The 16,750-nt window shown below is 50.0% G+C and carries 14 protein-coding genes and 3 pseudogenes; 12 read left to right on the top strand and 5 right to left on the bottom strand.

Annotation, left to right across the window (positions count from 1 at the left end):
- Window positions 1-168: 168 nt before the first annotated feature.
- Window positions 169-1,611: an undecaprenyl-phosphate galactose phosphotransferase WbaP gene (wbaP, locus tag RIF25_RS11185; RefSeq protein ID WP_322878623.1), complete on the bottom strand. Its 1,443-nt coding sequence runs from the start codon at window positions 1,609-1,611 to the stop codon at window positions 169-171.
- Window positions 1,612-1,841: 230 nt separating this feature from the next.
- On the opposite strand from wbaP, the gene aroA reads away from it, so the two are divergent.
- Both aroA and arsS read left to right on the top strand, forming a co-directional pair.
- Window positions 1,842-3,170, top strand: coding sequence for a 3-phosphoshikimate 1-carboxyvinyltransferase (aroA, locus tag RIF25_RS11180; RefSeq protein ID WP_322878622.1), 1,329 nt, complete (start codon window positions 1,842-1,844; stop codon window positions 3,168-3,170).
- Window positions 3,171-3,218: 48 nt separating this feature from the next.
- Window positions 3,219-4,271 carry an arsenosugar biosynthesis radical SAM (seleno)protein ArsS gene (gene arsS / locus RIF25_RS11175; RefSeq protein ID WP_322878621.1) on the top strand — a complete coding sequence of 351 codons (1,053 nt, stop codon included), beginning with the start codon at window positions 3,219-3,221 and terminating at the stop codon, window positions 4,269-4,271.
- 10 nt (window positions 4,272-4,281) lie between these two features.
- Here arsS and RIF25_RS17295 read toward each other — a convergent pair.
- Both RIF25_RS17295 and RIF25_RS11170 read right to left on the bottom strand, forming a co-directional pair.
- Window positions 4,282-4,614: pseudogene (locus tag RIF25_RS17295) on the bottom strand (DUF5615 family PIN-like protein).
- A pseudogene (locus RIF25_RS11170) lies at window positions 4,611-4,840 on the bottom strand (DUF433 domain-containing protein). Before RIF25_RS11170 ends, RIF25_RS17295 begins: the two co-directional pseudogenes overlap by 4 nt.
- A gap of 50 nt (window positions 4,841-4,890) precedes the next feature.
- Here RIF25_RS11170 and RIF25_RS11165 point away from each other — a divergent pair.
- Window positions 4,891-5,634: a TIGR04283 family arsenosugar biosynthesis glycosyltransferase gene (locus RIF25_RS11165; protein ID WP_322878619.1), complete on the top strand. Its 744-nt coding sequence runs from the start codon at window positions 4,891-4,893 to the stop codon at window positions 5,632-5,634.
- 100 nt (window positions 5,635-5,734) lie between these two features.
- Here the strand turns inward: RIF25_RS11165 and hypB are convergent, their stop codons facing one another.
- Together hypB and dprA are read right to left on the bottom strand one after the other, a co-directional pair.
- Entirely contained in the window at window positions 5,735-6,424 is a 690-nt protein-coding gene (gene hypB / locus RIF25_RS11160; RefSeq protein WP_322878618.1) for a hydrogenase nickel incorporation protein HypB, read from the bottom strand.
- Between the two features lie 85 nt (window positions 6,425-6,509).
- A complete protein-coding gene (gene dprA / locus RIF25_RS11155; protein WP_322878617.1) occupies window positions 6,510-7,673 on the bottom strand; it encodes a DNA-processing protein DprA in 1,164 nt (387 codons plus the stop codon).
- A gap of 144 nt (window positions 7,674-7,817) precedes the next feature.
- Between dprA and RIF25_RS11150 the strand changes: the two genes are divergently transcribed.
- The 9 genes and pseudogenes from RIF25_RS11150 (at window position 7,818) to RIF25_RS11110 (ending at window position 16,680) form a co-directional block, all read left to right on the top strand.
- Entirely contained in the window at window positions 7,818-8,774 is a 957-nt protein-coding gene (locus RIF25_RS11150; protein ID WP_322878616.1) for an SPFH domain-containing protein, read from the top strand.
- A gap of 36 nt (window positions 8,775-8,810) precedes the next feature.
- Window positions 8,811-9,092 carry a phosphoribosylformylglycinamidine synthase subunit PurS gene (gene purS / locus RIF25_RS11145; RefSeq protein WP_322878615.1) on the top strand — a complete coding sequence of 94 codons (282 nt, stop codon included), beginning with the start codon at window positions 8,811-8,813 and terminating at the stop codon, window positions 9,090-9,092.
- 244 nt (window positions 9,093-9,336) lie between these two features.
- Window positions 9,337-9,633 (top strand): hypothetical protein, encoded by a 297-nt coding sequence (locus tag RIF25_RS11140; protein ID WP_322878614.1) that lies wholly within the window; start codon window positions 9,337-9,339, stop codon window positions 9,631-9,633.
- A 50-nt stretch (window positions 9,634-9,683) separates the two neighbouring features.
- Window positions 9,684-11,474 carry an aspartate kinase gene (locus RIF25_RS11135; protein ID WP_322878613.1) on the top strand — a complete coding sequence of 597 codons (1,791 nt, stop codon included), beginning with the start codon at window positions 9,684-9,686 and terminating at the stop codon, window positions 11,472-11,474.
- A gap of 150 nt (window positions 11,475-11,624) precedes the next feature.
- Entirely contained in the window at window positions 11,625-13,565 is a 1,941-nt protein-coding gene (locus RIF25_RS11130) for a DUF4114 domain-containing protein (RefSeq protein ID WP_322878612.1), read from the top strand.
- 99 nt (window positions 13,566-13,664) lie between these two features.
- Window positions 13,665-14,282 (top strand): annotated as a pseudogene (locus RIF25_RS11125) (Uma2 family endonuclease).
- Window positions 14,283-14,287: 5 nt separating this feature from the next.
- A complete protein-coding gene (sipA, locus tag RIF25_RS11120) occupies window positions 14,288-14,536 on the top strand; it encodes a regulatory protein SipA (protein ID WP_322878611.1) in 249 nt (82 codons plus the stop codon).
- 4 nt (window positions 14,537-14,540) lie between these two features.
- Window positions 14,541-16,532, top strand: coding sequence for a dipeptidyl-peptidase 5 (locus RIF25_RS11115; protein WP_322878610.1), 1,992 nt, complete (start codon window positions 14,541-14,543; stop codon window positions 16,530-16,532).
- Window positions 16,533-16,545: 13 nt separating this feature from the next.
- Window positions 16,546-16,680 carry a hypothetical protein gene (locus tag RIF25_RS11110; protein WP_322878609.1) on the top strand — a complete coding sequence of 45 codons (135 nt, stop codon included), beginning with the start codon at window positions 16,546-16,548 and terminating at the stop codon, window positions 16,678-16,680.
- Window positions 16,681-16,750: the final 70 nt, after the last annotated feature.

Below are 16,750 nucleotides of genomic sequence, written 5' to 3'. Positions count from 1 at the left end.
TGGTACATGGAAAATAAACGTTAAGGGAGATGGCTTCATGATTTCCTAACGGGCTGACGTTTAACCCACCATAGGCAACACCAGAGCCAGGCCAATCTTGGTTTACTGTCCGCTCTAGTCACTATGTAAGCACTGTTCTGAAAAAATCGCATCCTGGTTCAAACCCCGTTAGTAGGCCCCGTCTGCCATCAAAACCACCCAAATAGTCCGTAAGAGAATATAAAAATCTAGCCATACCGACCAGTTACGGACATAGTAGGCATCTAGGTTGACTCGTTCTTCATAGGAGATATTATTGCGTCCTGATACCTGCCACAGGCCCGTAATCCCTGGTTTGACGCGGGTATAGAGGGCATATTTTTCCTCATATTTGGGAATTTCATCGGTGACAATCGGCCGCGGCCCCACTAAGCTCATTTCCCCCCGCAGTACATTCCAGAGTTGGGGCAATTCATCTAGGCTTGTCCGCCGTAACCACCAACCGACACGAGTTAAGCGGGGATCTTGTTTCAGCTTGTGATCCTGCTCCCATTCCTGTTGATACTCGGGAAAACGTTCCAAATAGGCCGCCAGAATTTGATCAGCATCGGGGAGCATGGAGCGAAATTTCACGGCGTAAAAAGTTTTGCCATTGCGACCAAGCCGGGCCTGGGTGTAGAAAATCGGGCCCGGGCAGTCCAGGTAAATGAGAGCCGCAATGATCAGCAACAGGGGAAAGCAGGCCAGGCCAATCACCACCGAGAGGCAAAAATCAATGCAGGCCTTGGTAAATCGGGGTAGTGGCAGGAGGAGTTGTTGTCTGACTTCCAGGGATAATAAACCGGCTAAATCCTTAGACTCGACCCATAAACTGGCCAGGCCAAAGAGATCTGGAATCACTAACAGATGCTCAAAACAATGGCCGTAGTTTTCTAAGATTTGGACTAATCGCCGTGGATCAACCCCTGGCATGGCCACAATCGCATAGGAAATTTTCAACTTTTGGGCTAACTGCGGGGCCTGGGCGACCCCTCCCCGAATCACAACCCCCTCCAGCACCTCTCCCTGTTTAGCCGGATCATCGTCGAGGAGGACAACGGGTTTCAGACCCAGGCCAGGGTTATGGAGCAAGGTTCTTAAGACCAACTCCCCCGTTTTCCCGGCCCCCAAGATAATCACGGGTTGCCCCCACCAGGCCTGGCCACTGGCAAAATGCCGCAACATCCCCCGCCCGATTGGAATCATCAACAGCGATAAAACCCAGGCAATTAGAAAGACTAACCGGGAATAGGTCTCACCCTCTCGAACTAGAAAAATTACGGATCCCAGCACGGTATAAACCAGCGTGGTCATTAAACTCAGCCAGCGTAACTCATCCACCGGACTCATCCCCACCCCTGGATATAGACCGACAATGGCATAGGCCAGGGGAAAAAATACTAAGAGGGGCAACCAGGCCAGGTAGAGGGAGGGGTAATATTGTCCGTCAAAAATCCAACGTCCCCAAACACTGAGGGTAACGGCTAACCCGAGGCTCACCACATCCCCCGCCAGGAAGCCCAGGGACATCATCCATGCATAGCCCAGCCGTAATTTTGGCCAACCCCAAGCTTGCTGTCTGGTTTTTAACATTACCTGGCCTGGGCTAACCCATAAGAACCCATGCTTTGTCGATCCATCCCATTTCCAAGAGAACAGCCCAATCTTACCAAACCCCTTTCCCCTTCTAAATCTTGGGCCAAATCAAGGAACACTCTCGGCGGACTGACCTAAATTCAGAATCAACCAGAATAACCGTCTCAGGATAAAATTTTTCTATTGCGGTTAATCTCCGTTTCCAGCCCGATGATGAGTAACTCTCTATGACGACTGCCCTCACCCTGCTCGCCCCCGATACCTGGCAGATCCGGCCTGGAGATTATGCCTTACAGGGAACAGTCATGATTCCTGGGGACAAATCCATTTCCCACCGGGCCTTGATGTTGGGGGCCTTGGCAGCGGGGCAAACTGAAATTCGGGGCCTGCTGTTGGGGGATGATCCCCGAAGTACGGCCGCCTGTTTCCAGGCCTTGGGAGCAACCATTTCCGAGCTAAATAGTGATTGTGTAGTCATTCAGGGAATCGGAAATCTTCAGGAAGCGGCCGATGTGTTGGATGCCGGTAATTCCGGAACCACATTGCGCCTGATGTTGGGAATTTTAGCCAGTCAGCCCGGAAAGTTTTATGCCGTGACGGGAGATAGTTCACTCCGGGGCCGGCCGATGAAGCGGGTTGTCCAGCCTTTACAATCAATGGGCGCAACGATTTGGGGGCGGGGACAGGGGAATTTTGCGCCATTGGCGGTGCAAGGACAGACCCTCCAAGCCATCCACTACCATTCCCCGATTGCCTCGGCTCAAGTCAAATCCTGTCTCCTCTTAGCTGGACTCCATACCCCCGGCATCACCACAATTACCGAACCCGCCCTCTCCCGGGATCACAGTGAACGGATGTTGAAGGCCTTTGGGGCGACCTTAGAGGTGGATCCAGAATTATGTCAGGTCAGCATTACGGGGCCTGGGCAATTACAGGGGCAACAGGTCACAGTCCCAGGGGATATTAGTTCGGCGGCCTTTTGGTTGGTGGCGGCGGCAATTACACCCGGCTCAGAGCTATTTTTACCCAATGTTGGTGTTAATCCCACCCGGACAGGCGTTTTAGAAGTCTTGGAGGCAATGGGGGCAAACATTACCCAGGAGAATATGCGGATTGTGACCGGGGAACCCGTGGCGGATTTACGAGTCAGTAGTAGTCCCCTCCAGGCCACGGTGATTGAAGGTAAGATTCTACCTCGCTTGATTGATGAAGTCCCGATTTTGGCGGTGGCGGCGGCCTTTGCCCAAGGAACAACAGTGATTCGGGATGCGGCGGAATTGCGGGTGAAAGAAAGTGATCGCCTCCAGGCCATTGCCACCCAGTTAGGTCGGATGGGAGTGAAAGTCACGGAATTACCCGATGGCCTGGAAATTATCGGCGGGGAAGTCCTTCAGGGGGCAGAGGTGGATAGTTGGGGGGATCACCGCATGGCCATGAGTTTGGCGATTGCCGGATTACAGGCCAAGGGAACAACCACCATTCAACGCGGGGCAGCGGCCACAGTCTCCTATCCCAACTTCACCGAGAGCCTAGAGGCCGTGTTGCAATCCCCATAACCCTGGGCCTGTGTCACCCTAGAGATAGAATTTTTGCTTTAGAACCTCATGCCCCCCAGCCGCAGCACCATTCCCAGCCCCCAGACCCAACTTGATCTACTCAACTCCTTGGAGTTAAGCGGTGTATGTCATCAGGGGAATTTCCAGGCCACCTTAGCCGCCCATGATCAACATTCTCTCTGGCGGGGAAATTTGGAGATTTTGCAAATTAACTTGGGAAAGCTTTGTAACTTGGCCTGTGAACATTGTCATGTGGATGCCGGGCCAACTCGTACCCAAGAAAATATGGATCGGCGGCTGGTGGATACCTGCTTACGGGCCTTGGATTTGACGGCTGCAACAACGGTGGATATTACGGGGGGCGCGCCAGAACTGAATCCCCATTTTCGCTATTTGGTTGAGGAGTCTGTAGCGCGGGGCAAAAAAGTCATTGATCGCTGTAATTTAACGGTGCTGCTGTTACCAGGGATGACGGATTTACCGGCCTGGTTGGGGGCGCGCGGGGTAGAAATTGTTTGTTCGTTGCCGGATTTTGCCGCAGTAGGTACTGATCAACAACGGGGAACTGGAACTTTTGCTAAATCAATCACCGCCTTACAGGCCTTAAATGCCGCCGGTTACGGACAAGGGGATCCCCAACGGCAACTCGTCTTAGTTTCTAATCCAGTTACCCCCCAACTTGCTAAATTCAATCCTTGTATTGAAAAGTCTTGGCGCGACACCTTGCAAAGTAATTATGGAGTCACCTTTGACCGCCTGATTACCCTCAATAATATGCCCATTGCCCGCTATTTAGATTACTTACAAACTCAAGGAGAACTAACAACCTATTTAGAACTCCTCGTCAAATCCTTTAATCCCCAGACTATTTCTGGCTTGATGTGTCGCAACACCCTGTCCGTGGCCTGGAATGGCAAGTTATATGACTGTGACTTTAACCAAATGCTCGATTTACCGATCCTCAATGCCAAGGGAGAACCGCTTCTAATTCAGGATTTTGAGCCAAGCCAACTCCAGCGGCGTGCTATTATGACCAATCGGCATTGCTTTGGCTGTACGGCAGGAGCGGGGAGTTCCTGTAGTGGTGCAATAGCAACTTAACCTCAATGTTCTAGTGTAGCTCTAAGCAATGGAAATTGGGATTATTAACTAGTTCTTGAATGGCTGACATTCCAAAATGAATAATTGCTTCCATTTAATAGGTTGGTGCATTCCCACAACGGAGCTAGATCACTTTTGGTGGTGAGCCATATAAACGACTACGCTCAACAAAATCTGCATCTTGAGTGACAAGACAAAAGTTATAGATTTTGGCAAATTCCCAAATCTCAGTATCGGTCTTTTCTTGTCAATCATGTAGTTGAACATGACTAGAACCAGGGCAAATATCTGCCAACCTGATCACCAGTTTATGACTCAAATTTTGATCAAATAGAAACTTCAACTAATACCTGCTGAGGCAACAAGGCGATGGTCGCGATCGGCTGCAAATTCTCGGCAAGCGCTGATATCCGCTTCAGTTAACTCGGGAAAGTCATCTAAAATTTCAGCCTGAGACATCCCCACAGCTAACCAACCTAAGACATCATAAACAGTGATTCTCATGGGCCGAATCCAAGGTTGCCCCCACGTTGATCAGGCTCTATGGTAATGATGTGATGACAACTCATATCTTATCTGGAAAGCATTACGCTTATTTTAGGTTAACTGACCATACATTATGCCTGGAACTTCAATCATTATTCCCACCTTAAACGAAGCGAAAACCCTTGAACGCACCCTCAACCATTTAGCGATTCTGAATCCCACTCCCGAAGAAATCATTATTGTCGATGGGGGCAGTCAAGATGCAACCCTAAATATTGCCCAGGCCAGCAATCTCAAAAATCTCAAATTAATCACATCACCCCAACCCGGCCGATCCATCCAAATGAATTTAGGGGCAGCCCAGGCCAAGGGAGAGTATTTATGTTTCCTCCATGCCGACACCCTCGTTCCTGATGATTTAGTGGCCGTGATTTGTGAAATTTTAGCCCAACCTCAAATTGCTGGCATTGGTTTTATTTCCCTGATGACCGGGAGTCAGATCACACGCTGGGGAATTTCGCTCCATAACTATCTCAAAACCTATTATGCTCCGTTTTTATTTCGGCCTTATTTATTTTGGTGGCGAGGGTTACGGCTGCTGTTTGGGGATCAGGTGATTTGTTGTCGGCGGTCTCAATTCCAGGCCTGTGGGGGCTATGATCCAACCTTACCGATTATGGAAGAAGCCGATTTATGCTTAAAACTCACCCAATTTGGTGCCATTAAACAGGTGAATCGAATCGTGGTGTCATCAGATCGGCGGGTGGCAGCTTGGGGGGCCTGGAAAGCAACGGGAATTTATCTAGGAATTGGGGTTCTCTGGGGCCTGGGAGTGTCTGCCAATACCTTGAAAAAATTTTATCAGGATGTTCGCTAGGCTAGAAAAAGTCCCAATCAGAACCAACGCACCTTAAAAATGACAATGGCTTCATTTCAATCAATCATTATTTGCGTAAATTAGGCCGTGCCAAAGCTGTCTATGACTTAGATAAAACTGGTCGAGGGGCAACTTGTTCTAACCACCCAAACCAATCTCCCAGGCCGGCTCCAGTCTTGGCAGATACGGGAAAAATCGCAACATCCGGGTTAATTTCTCGGACATTACTGATAATTCTTTCTAAATCTGCATCCACATAGGGAGCTAAATCCGTTTTCGTAATCAGTAAACAATCCGCCTCCCGAAACATGATCGGATATTTGAGGGGTTTATCTTCTCCTTCCGTCACACTCAGTAAGGCCACCTTGTAATGCTCACCAACTTCAAACTCCGCCGGACAGACCAAATTACCGACATTTTCCACTAACACCAAGTCAAAATCAGCGGGATGGTAATGTTCAGAAAACTGATCTAACCCCCCGGCCACCATTTGGGCATCTAAATGACAGGAACGCCCCGTATTGATGGCAATCACTGGCACACCATATTGGCGCAAACGATTTGCATCTAACTCGGTGGTCATATCCCCTTCAATCACGGCCATTTTCAGTTTCAGGCTCAGGTGTTGCAAAGTGGCTTCTAATAAACTTGTTTTCCCCGCCCCTGGGCTACTCATGATGTTGCAGCAGGTGATTCCCCACTGGTCAAAATGGGCCCGATTATGATCCGCCCCGGTTTGATTGGCATGGAGCAGATTTATCCCTAAAGCAGCGTCAAAGGTTTGGTGCATTAACTTCCCCGACTCAGCGGGTTGAGGATTCAGGTTGTTGGGGTAATCAATACTCTAGCTCACCTTGGGGCAAAACTTTCTGATGCTAGGGTTGGCCCCCAGAACAGAGATTTAGATAACGCATTCCCGGCTGTTGGCTCACTAATCCTAAAAGTTCAAGTTGGAGGAGCGCGCTGGATACAGATCCGGAGTCAAGTTCACAGGCCTGGACAATCAAATCAAAGGGAATCCCGCTGGCCTGGCCTTGGTTGAGGTGGAGAATCTGATCTAAAACGTGATCCAGTTGGGGATCAAGCCGGGGCCTGGGGATTAGGTTAGCGGTCTGACTAGAAGCAGAATTAGGTGCATCCAGAATCGGAGTCCGGCCCAAGAGTTCCAGTAAATGCCCTGCGCCCAAAATCACCTGCGCCCCCCGATTGAGCAAACTTAAGCAACCGATGGCCTGGTCGTTATCAAGCATTCCGGGCAAAACATAAATATCCCGCCCATATTCGTTGGCCATGTCAGCGGTGATCAAAGCTCCAGATTTACGCGGAGCTTCCATGATTAAAATTGCCCGACACAGGCCCGCAATAATCCGATTTCGGCGGGGAAAGTGGGCCCGATCCGGTGGGGTTTGACTCGGGTATTCACTCACCACCAGGCCTTGGTTGATAATTTCTCCAAATAACTCCCGATTGCGGGGCGGATAAACTAAATCAACCCCTGTCCCCAACACAGCAATAGTGCGGCCACCCCCCTCTAAACATCCCCAATGGGCCTGGGTATCAATCCCCTCTGCCAACCCTGAAACAACTACAAACCCATGTCGCCCCAACAGTTCAGCCAGTCGTCTTGTCCAGCGTTTGCCATATTCAGTCGGTTCCCTTGTCCCCACCATGGCCACCATCGGAATTTGCCCAGCATTTTCTGCGGGTTGAGCTTGACCACTGTAATAAAGGATTGGTGGCGGATCGGGAATTTCGGCCAGGGTGCGGGGATAGTCGGGGTCGGAGAGAGTCCAAAACTGAGGATTTTTCTGCTGATGTTGCTCTAGAAGTTGACCCGGATTTATTTTTGTCCGATTGATTTTTAATTGCTCCAGCACCTTAGGGCCAATTCCCTCCACCTGGGCAATCCTGTCTAAATCCGCCTCCCAGGCCTGGGCCATGGAACCAAACCGCTGCCAAATTCGCTTCAGAAGCACTGGCCCCAAACCTGTCACCCGCGACCAGGCCAGCCAATAGCCCCTCTCTAAATCACTGACCATGAACGGATAATACATTCCCTGGAGGAGATTGTAGCTTGTTTGCAGAATATTAATTTTTCCTGATGATCTAATTCATGGCTTCGGTCAAGAGACTATAACAAAGGGGAGGGGCCTGGTCATCACGACAAGCGGGAGAGTTAGAAAATGGGTGAATTCTTTGGGTTTTTGATCCTGTTAGCCTTAGGCGGATCGGGAGTGGCCAGCACTGTCCGGATTATCAATCAAAGCAACATGGCCCTAGTCGAGCGGCTGGGAAGTTACAGTCGGCGGTTAGAACCCGGTCTCAATTTTGTCGTCCCAGTCTTAGATAAAGTCGTCTATCAAGAAACGATTCGCGAAAAAGTCCTCGATATTCCCCCCCAACAGTGCATTACCCGTGACAATGTAGCCATCAGTGTGGATGCCGTGGTCTATTGGCGCATCTTGGACATGGAGCGGGCCTACTACAAAGTCGAAAATCTGAAAATGGCCATGATCAACTTAGTCTTAACCCAAATCCGCTCTGAGATGGGGAAATTAGAACTCGATGAAACCTTCACTGCCCGCTCTCAAGTCAATGAAATGCTCTTGCAAGAACTGGATGTGGCCACGGATCCCTGGGGAGTGAAGGTAACAAGGGTGGAGTTGCGGGATATTGTCCCCTCCAAGGCCGTGCAAGAATCCATGGAAATGCAAATGACCGCCGAACGCCGCAAACGGGCCGCCATCCTCACCTCGGAAGGGGAACGGGAAGCTGCGGTTAACAGTGCTAGGGGGAAAGCGGAAGCCCAAGTGTTAGATGCAGAAGCTCAAAAAAAGTCCTCGATTTTAGCGGCCGAAGCCGATCAAAAGGTGGTGATTCTCAAAGCCCAGGCCGAGCAACAGGATCAAATTCTCCGGGCCCAAGGCACTGCGGAAGCGATGAAAGTGGTGGCCAAGGCGTTGCGAGAAGATCCCCAAGCTCGGGAAGCCCTCCAGTTTCTTTTGGCCCGTGGCTATTTAGATATGGGTGAGAAAATTGGCAACAGTGACAGCAGCAAAGTGATGTTTATGGATCCCCGAGCTATTCCGGCCACATTGGAAGGGGTGCGCGCCTTGTTGGAGAATACCCCGAACGCCTAAATTGGATGGTTGAAGCTCTCAAGAGATTTTAGCTCTATGCCCCAATTCCAGGCCAACGTGTATGTCACCTTACGCCCCTCGGTACTAGACCCGGCCGGTGTAGCCGTGCAAGCAGGTATCCATCACCTCGGTTACAGTGGGGTCGAGCAGGTGCGAATTGGCAAATTTATTCAACTATCACTGACAGCAACGGATGAAGCTCAGGCCAAAACCCAACTGGAAAGTATTTGCGATCAACTCTTAGCTAATTCTGTCATTGAAGTCTATCGGTTTGAGTTAATGGAAATTGTACCGAAAACTCCCTTAACCACTAATTAGTCTCCAAGTGCAAGGAATTGGTTAAACCCATCTCTGGCCTGGAGTAACGGATTGCCATAAAGTTTTACCCACTGATAATGAGTATTACCGATCATCAAGGCCAACCATAATCCTGAGCCAGAACTATTTTGGCGTATGTGTAAGAGTCAAATCCTGATGAGATATGAGCTATTCCAGTTTTAGTCAATGGTATCTTGAAACAGTGAAGGGCTTTTGCTGAGTAATCACGGAAAGGAGGTCGTTGATGAGCGAGTCTATAACCGCTTCAGAAGCCAAACAGATTTTAGACGCGATTCAGGCCCTGACCCTAGAAGTTAAAGTTAGCCAGGCCAGAACTGATGAGCAGTTTAATACGCTGCGGGCTGAAGTTAAAGCAGAAATCAATGAGTTACGGGTTGAATTTAAAGCTCTTAGTGACAAAGTAGATGAACTGTCAGAGCGGCAACGGGTTACAGATAATCGTCTCTGGAGTTTCATTGTCACCTTAATTGTGTTGCTGACGGGTGGCCTGGTGAAGTTGACATTTTTTGATAAGGTCTAATAACACTTGTAATAATCTATAACTCCCCATTTTTGTCTGCTGCACCCCCTATGAGTTTAATTGTTCAAAAATATGGCGGTACTTCCGTTGGTTCTGTAGAGCGCATCCAGGCCGTGGCCCAGCGAGTCATTCAGACGGTCAAATCCGGGCATCAAGTCGTGGTCGTGGTGTCGGCGATGGGGAAAACAACCGATGGCCTGGTCAAACTTGCCAATGAACTAAGCCCCAATCCGTCTTGCCGGGAACTGGATATGCTGTTGGCCACCGGGGAGCAGGTTTCCATTGCCCTTTTGAGTATTGCCCTCCAAGCCCTGGGACAGGATGCCATTTCCTTGACTGGGGCCCAAGTTGGCATCACCACCGAAACAGCCCACACCCGGGCCCGGATTTTAGATATTTCCACTGAGCGGTTGAAACGGCATTTGTCCGAAGGCAAGGTGGTGGTTGTCGCTGGATTTCAAGGGATTAGTAACAGTGCTGATTTAGAAGTGACAACCTTGGGCCGGGGTGGCTCGGATACTTCAGCGGTGGCCTTGGCAGCGGCCTTAGAAGCAGATCTCTGTGAAATTTATACGGATGTGCCAGGCATTTTAACCACTGACCCGCGCCTGGTTCCCGATGCCCAACTGATGGCGGAAATTACCTGTGACGAGATGCTGGAATTGGCCAGTTTGGGAGCCAAAGTCCTCCATCCCCGCGCTGTGGAAATTGCCCGGAACTACGGCGTGCAGATGGTGGTGCGCTCCAGTTGGACCAATGAACCGGGGACAAAAGTGATTTCCCCAATAGCCCCCAAAGCCCCAACCGCAAACTTAGAACTGGGTAAGCCGGTAGATGGGGTTCGCCTCGATTTAGACCAGGCCAAGGTGGCGTTATTGCGGGTGGCGGATCGACCGGGAATTGCTGCAAGCTTGTTTGGCGAATTAGCCCAGCAAAACCTGGATGTAGATTTAATTATTCAGTCCATCCATGAAGCGACCACCAATGATATTGCCTTTACGGTGCAAAAAGCTTGTCTCAATCCTGCTGCGGCCGTTGCTTCTGCCTTTAACCCCAGCAATCCCGGTCAATCCCCCCTCCAGGCCCCGGAAGTGCTTGTGGATGACAGTATTGCGAAAGTCAGCATTATTGGCGCGGGAATGATTGGGCGGCCAGGGGTGGCGGCGCAAATGTTTTCGACTCTCGCCCAGGCCGGGATTAACCTACAACTGATCTCCACCTCAGAAGTAAACGTCAGTTGTACCGTGAGCCAAGCCGATGCCACGAAAGCCGTACGATTACTCCAGGATACTTTTGACGTTCATACTGCCTTACCGGAATTTGACCCCCAAACCACAGCGGATCAGCCTCCTGTGCGCGGTGTTGCCCTAGATATTCAGCAAGCCCAATTGGCCGTGCGTCAGGTTCCCGATTTGCCGGGGATGGCTGCCCAAATTTTCCAGACCTTAGCCGATGCCGGGGTGAGTGTAGATATGATCATTCAGTCCCAGCGGTCGCGGCCAGTGAATCATCAAATGACCCGCGATATTGCCTTTACCGTGGCCCAAGCGGATGCTGATATTGCCCATGGAATCTTGAAAGATCGCGCTCCAGCCTGGGGGTGTGGCGATATTGATCTCCTGCTTGATGTGGCGAAAGTTAGCATTGTTGGGATCGGAATGATTCGGCGGCCAGGGATTGCAGCGAAAATGTTTGCGGCCTTGGCCCAGGCCGGGATTAACATTCAAATGATTGCCACCTCGGAAATTCGAGTCAGTTGTGTGGTCGCCGAAACCGATGGGATCACAGCCCTCCAAGCGATTCATGCGGCCTTTGGCCTGGGAACACCAAGCAAAATTTAATCTATGCCACTAGTGTTACCAATACAGGTGAGGAAACACCACCGGGCCTGGGTCAAATCTTGATGAATTTCTATAGCTCTCCTTAGCATCAGGAATTAGAAAAGCCGCTAAAAATGCCTCTCTGAAAATCGTTAGAAAACCTAAACCATCATGACGATTCAATATACCCCCCGTGCACATGGCTTACTCACCTATCTGGTCAGCGATCGTCTGAATACTTCTGGTCAGAGCAGCTCCCTGAATACAAATATCCTGCTCAATAGTGATTTATTTTCAGTCCAAGCTGGGATATTTACCGCCAATTACGGCTTTGAGGGCTACATGGGTATTCCAGGTATGGATAGTACCGATGCCACCTCCCAGCAAATTGCCTTTGACAACAATGTGGCCTGGAATAACCTCGGCAACCTGACTACTACTCTTCAACGGGCTTACACATCGGCCATTAGTACCGATACAGTTCAGCGGACTTACGGAGTTGACCTAGAGAAAAACGATAATATTCCGATTGTACTCACATGGCCGCTATTACCTAAGACAGTTAACCCCACCGACTTTCAAGTCATTCTCAACACTGGCACTATTGTCACCCCGGCGATTGCTTCTTTTCTGCCCAATAGTGAATATAACGAGCGACAAACTGTTGTGATTACCGGCGAATTTGGCAATCGTTTAACCCCAGGCCAACCAGGTGCCATTTATCCCATCTCCGTCAAAACGATTTTAGATAGTACGCCGTTAGAAATGGTGGGGCCAAATGGGCCAATTAGTGCCGTTGGGTTGACGATTGACAGCCTCAATCCCTATGTAGAAGGTAATGGGCCCAAAATTATCGCTGCCAAACTCAACCGTTTTAGTGACCTCGGCGAAGGCGCGCCCATTTGGTTAGCAACTAATCAAAAAAATAGTGGCTCAGACCTCTACGGCAACCAATCCCAATTTCGCTTACGAACTTACACCAGTGCTGGATTTTCCCCGGATGGTATTGCGAGTTTATTGCCCACAGAATTTGGACGCTATTTTCGACTCCAAGCGGAAGGTATTAATGGACAAACGATAAACCTCACCCAAACTGGCATTAATTATGACATCCCTGGATTTGGCATTGTGCGTGTTGTGGGTTTAGCAGACTTGGCCGCAGTGCAAGATACCTACGATCTAACTTACATTGAAGACCACGACAACTATTACGACATTATTTTGGCCGGAGATGAGACCGCAGTTCAGCAAATTAGACGGGTAGAAATGCCTTCCGCGGGAGATTACTCACCCGTTTATAACCCCGGTGGGCCGGGTAATGATCCTGAAAATGGCCCGCCTGGCCCCTTTACCGTCCCCAGTAGCCCCCACAGCATCAACGTTCAAGATAACCTGACTCAAAACTCCAATGTCTCCTATGTGGAGGTGGATGGCCCAGTTATGCGCAACCCCTTCAGTGGCACTCCCATCGGTAACAATCTTGGTTTAGCGGTCAAAGACTTGGCAACAGGCCATCAGATCTATCAATATGTTGACCCCGATGGCAAGAATTTTTATGCGTCTTTTGCTGCGGCTACGGATGAGGCAACGGATTTAGCTCTACCCCTGAGTCATCCCATTCCCATAGATTTAATTGATGCTAGGAATTTCACCCAAGGGACAACCGTAACGGTTTCTGGTTCCTATAGTCGAGAAGCAGCGTTTGAAAGCTCGATGGGTTTTTATCGCCTGTTGGACAGCAATGGTAGTGTCCTAGATCCCCTGACGGGCACTATTCTGGCTCCAGGCCAAGCAGGTTATTCTGAAGCTGCCTTATCAACCGCAAACCGTCTCCAAACGTCCGGCTCCACCCTAACCATTGGTAATCTGGAAACCAAGAGTTTTTCCTTCAATATTATGGGTGGAGGGTTATATGCACCGTTCTTGCAGGTGAATGCACTTGATGCCAATGGTGTAACCAAAATAGTTTATTTTACCTTTGGAGCCGCCAACCAAGATGGACTCAGCCACGGGACTAAATGGGGAGCTAATGTGATTGGGTTTGAAGATCTGCTTGGCGGAGGAGATTTTGACTTTGATGATATTATTTTGCGCTTTAGTTTAAATCAGTAAGTTGCTAACGATTCGATCAACTCACTGCACCTTAGTTTTATTAAACCCACGAGCCATTCCAGCCCCTATCGTCAAACCCAATATCTCTCTAGGCTAACTATGATTACCCAGCCTGAAAATCTCGCCCTCTCACCTCAGGAGTATTTGGCCTGGGAAGCGACTAGTGAGACAAAACACGAATATTATCAAGGGGAAATCTATGCCATGGCCGGGACTACTCAGGCTCATGGTTTAATTACCCTCAACTTGGGAACCCTCTTCCGTCAACAACTCCGGGGACAAAATTGTCGGACATTTGTCACAGATATCAAAGTTAATATTGAAGCTGGAGCCTTTTACTTTTATCCCGATGTTGTTGTTACCTGTAATCCTCGCGACCAGAACCTAATGGCTTCCTTGGTCAATTATCCAATTTTGATTGCTGAAGTGTGATCAGAAACTACTGAAAGCTTTGATCGAGGACGCAAATTTATCGCCTATCAAAAATTAGACTCTCTCCAGTACTATCTCCTGGTTAGCCACACCGAGGCTCGCTTAGAGTGTTATCACCGCCAGGCTCCGCAGCAATGGCTCTTAACAACCTATAAAGCTGGAGATACGCTGATTATTCCAGGCCTGAACTTTACCTGTGCAATTATGGATATTTATGAAGATGTAAACTTGAAACTTGGGCTAATGGGTGAAGGCGCGCAACCGGAACGGCTTGAGGGAAAATAGAACTTATGGACACAGGTACACCCTCAGACTTCCAGGCCGGAGATCAGGTTCAACTGATTCGTTTGCCTAGTTATGTAAAAACCGCTGAACCCATGCCCATGCTGCGCCCACCGGACGTTTTGACTTTGGGGGAAACAGGGGTCATTTTGGGCCGACATCCGGGAAATTATTGGGCCGTGCGTTTAGGGCGGGGGGCATTTTTACTAGAGGCTCAATATCTCGCTAAACTTGAAACCCAGAACTCCGAGGCCTAAACCAATGCCAACCATTGCTAGTTACGGGGCCTGGGAGTCACCGATTACAACGGAAGTTTTAGTCGCTGATGCGGTTGGCCTGGACGGGATTGGGCTGGACGGGATTGGGCTGGATCAAGATCGGGTTTATTGGTTAGAAAGTCGTCCCCAGGAAAAAGGGCGCACCGTCTTAGTCCAGCAAACAAACCCTGGCCAAGTCCAAGACTTAACTCCTGACCCTTGGAATGTCCGTTCCCGAGTGCATGAATATGGGGGCGGGGCCTACGGCGTGAATCAGGGGGAGATTTACTTTATTCACAACGCCGACCAACAGGTTTACTATCTCCCGACCAATTCCAGCCAACCCCAGGCCCTGACCAACTGCCCGACCTGTCGCTATGCCAATGGAATCTGGGATCGAACTCGGCAGCGTTTAATTTTTGTCCAGGAAGATCATCAGTCACCCCCCGTCAGCAATACCCTGGTGACAATCCCGCTCCCGGATTCTGTGTCATATCTCGATGCCCCCACCGTTCTCGTAGAAGGAGCCGATTTTTATTCTTCCCCCGCTTTAAGTCCTGATGGGCAATGGCTGGCCTGGTTGAGTTGGCATCACCCACAAATGCCCTGGGATGGTTGTGAATTATGGGTTGCGCCAGTTCTGGAGACAGGGAAACTAGGGGATAGGCGCAAAATTGCTGGCAGTCAAACTGAATCGGTGGGGCAACCGCGCTGGCTGGACAATCAAACCCTAATTTTTATTAGTGATCGCAGTGGTTGGGGCAATCCCTATCAATGGCAGGTCAATCACCCCCAACAAATCCTTCCCCTCCTTCCCCAGGCCTTGGAGTTAGAATTTGGGACTCCCCACTGGGTTTTTGGCCAATCAACCTATGCCATCGCCGATCAAACACGACTGATTTGCACCGTCGGCCATCAAGGCATTGGGCAACTGGGAATTCTCGACCTGGCCCATCAAACCTGGGAGATCATTGATCTGCCCTTCACCGACTTTCACAGCATCCAGGCCAATGCCCAGACCGCCTACTTTGTCGCCAGTTCCCCAACCAACCCCAGCGCAATTATTAAACTAGACCTCAGGAGCATGACCTCAGAATCTACCTCCTACAAAATCCTCAAAACCTCAACCCACCTCCCGATTGACCCAGATTATTTAGCCGTTCCCCAGGCCCTTTGCTTTCCCACCACCGCCGATACCGTTGCCTATGGCTTTTATTACCCCCCCACTAATCCCAACTTTGTCGCCCCTGCTCGTGAAAAACCACCCCTACTGGTCAAATGTCACGGTGGCCCCACTGCCGCAACCAGCACAGGCTTTAACTTAGGGATTCAATTTTGGACGAGTCGGGGCTTTGCTTGCTTGGATGTGAACTATCGGGGTAGTACGGGCTATGGCCGGGACTATCAGGATGCCTTGCAGGGACATTGGGGGGTTTATGATGTCGCTGACTGTATTGCGGGGGCGGAATATCTGGTTCAGAACGGCCGGGTTGATCCGCAAAAATTAGCGATGCGGGGGAGTAGTGCCGGGGGCTATACCACCTTGGCCGCCTTGACCTTTAGCAAAACTTTCCAGGCCGGGGCTAGTTATTACGGGATCAGTGATCTCGAAGCCCTGGCTCAGGATACCCACAAGTTTGAAGCCCGCTATTTTGATAGCCTGGTGGCTCCCTATCCCGCTGGTCAAGAGGTTTATTACCAACGCTCCCCGATTCACTTTGTTGAGCAACTGGCTGCCAGTGTGATCTTTTTCCAAGGTCTGGAAGATAAAGTCGTCCCCCCCAACCAAGCGGAAATGATGGTTAATGCCCTAATCGCCAAAGGCATCCCGGTGGCCTATCTCACCTTTCCCGCAGAAGCCCACGGATTTCGCCAGGCCAGCACCATCCAGCAGACCTTAGCAGCTGAACTGTATTTTTATGGTCAAATTTTTGGTTTCACTCCTGCCGGAGAGATTCCCTCAATTCCAATCCAAGGGCTATCTGAACCGACTTAGGGCTGCGCTCATCTTGCGTAATTCCTTGGCTGACTGCTATCCATTGCCCGTCCAAAAAGTCGATGAAATGCAGCAGTTGCTTGGGGAAGAGGTTTTGATTAAGCCCGCAGATTATGAGTATTTTCTGGAAATTCCCACAGCCAGCTAACTGTCTTCCCCCAGGCCCGGTTTCACACCTTATCAATTTTGATCGAGGCTTCCGCATCAATCAATCACGG

This window comes from Pseudocalidococcus azoricus BACA0444, assembly GCF_031729055.1.
GTDB classification, from domain to species: Bacteria; Cyanobacteriota; Cyanobacteriia; order Thermosynechococcales; family Thermosynechococcaceae; genus Pseudocalidococcus; species Pseudocalidococcus azoricus.
Note: the sequence above shows the minus strand (reverse complement) of the source record. Positions and strands in the feature narration are given on the sequence as shown.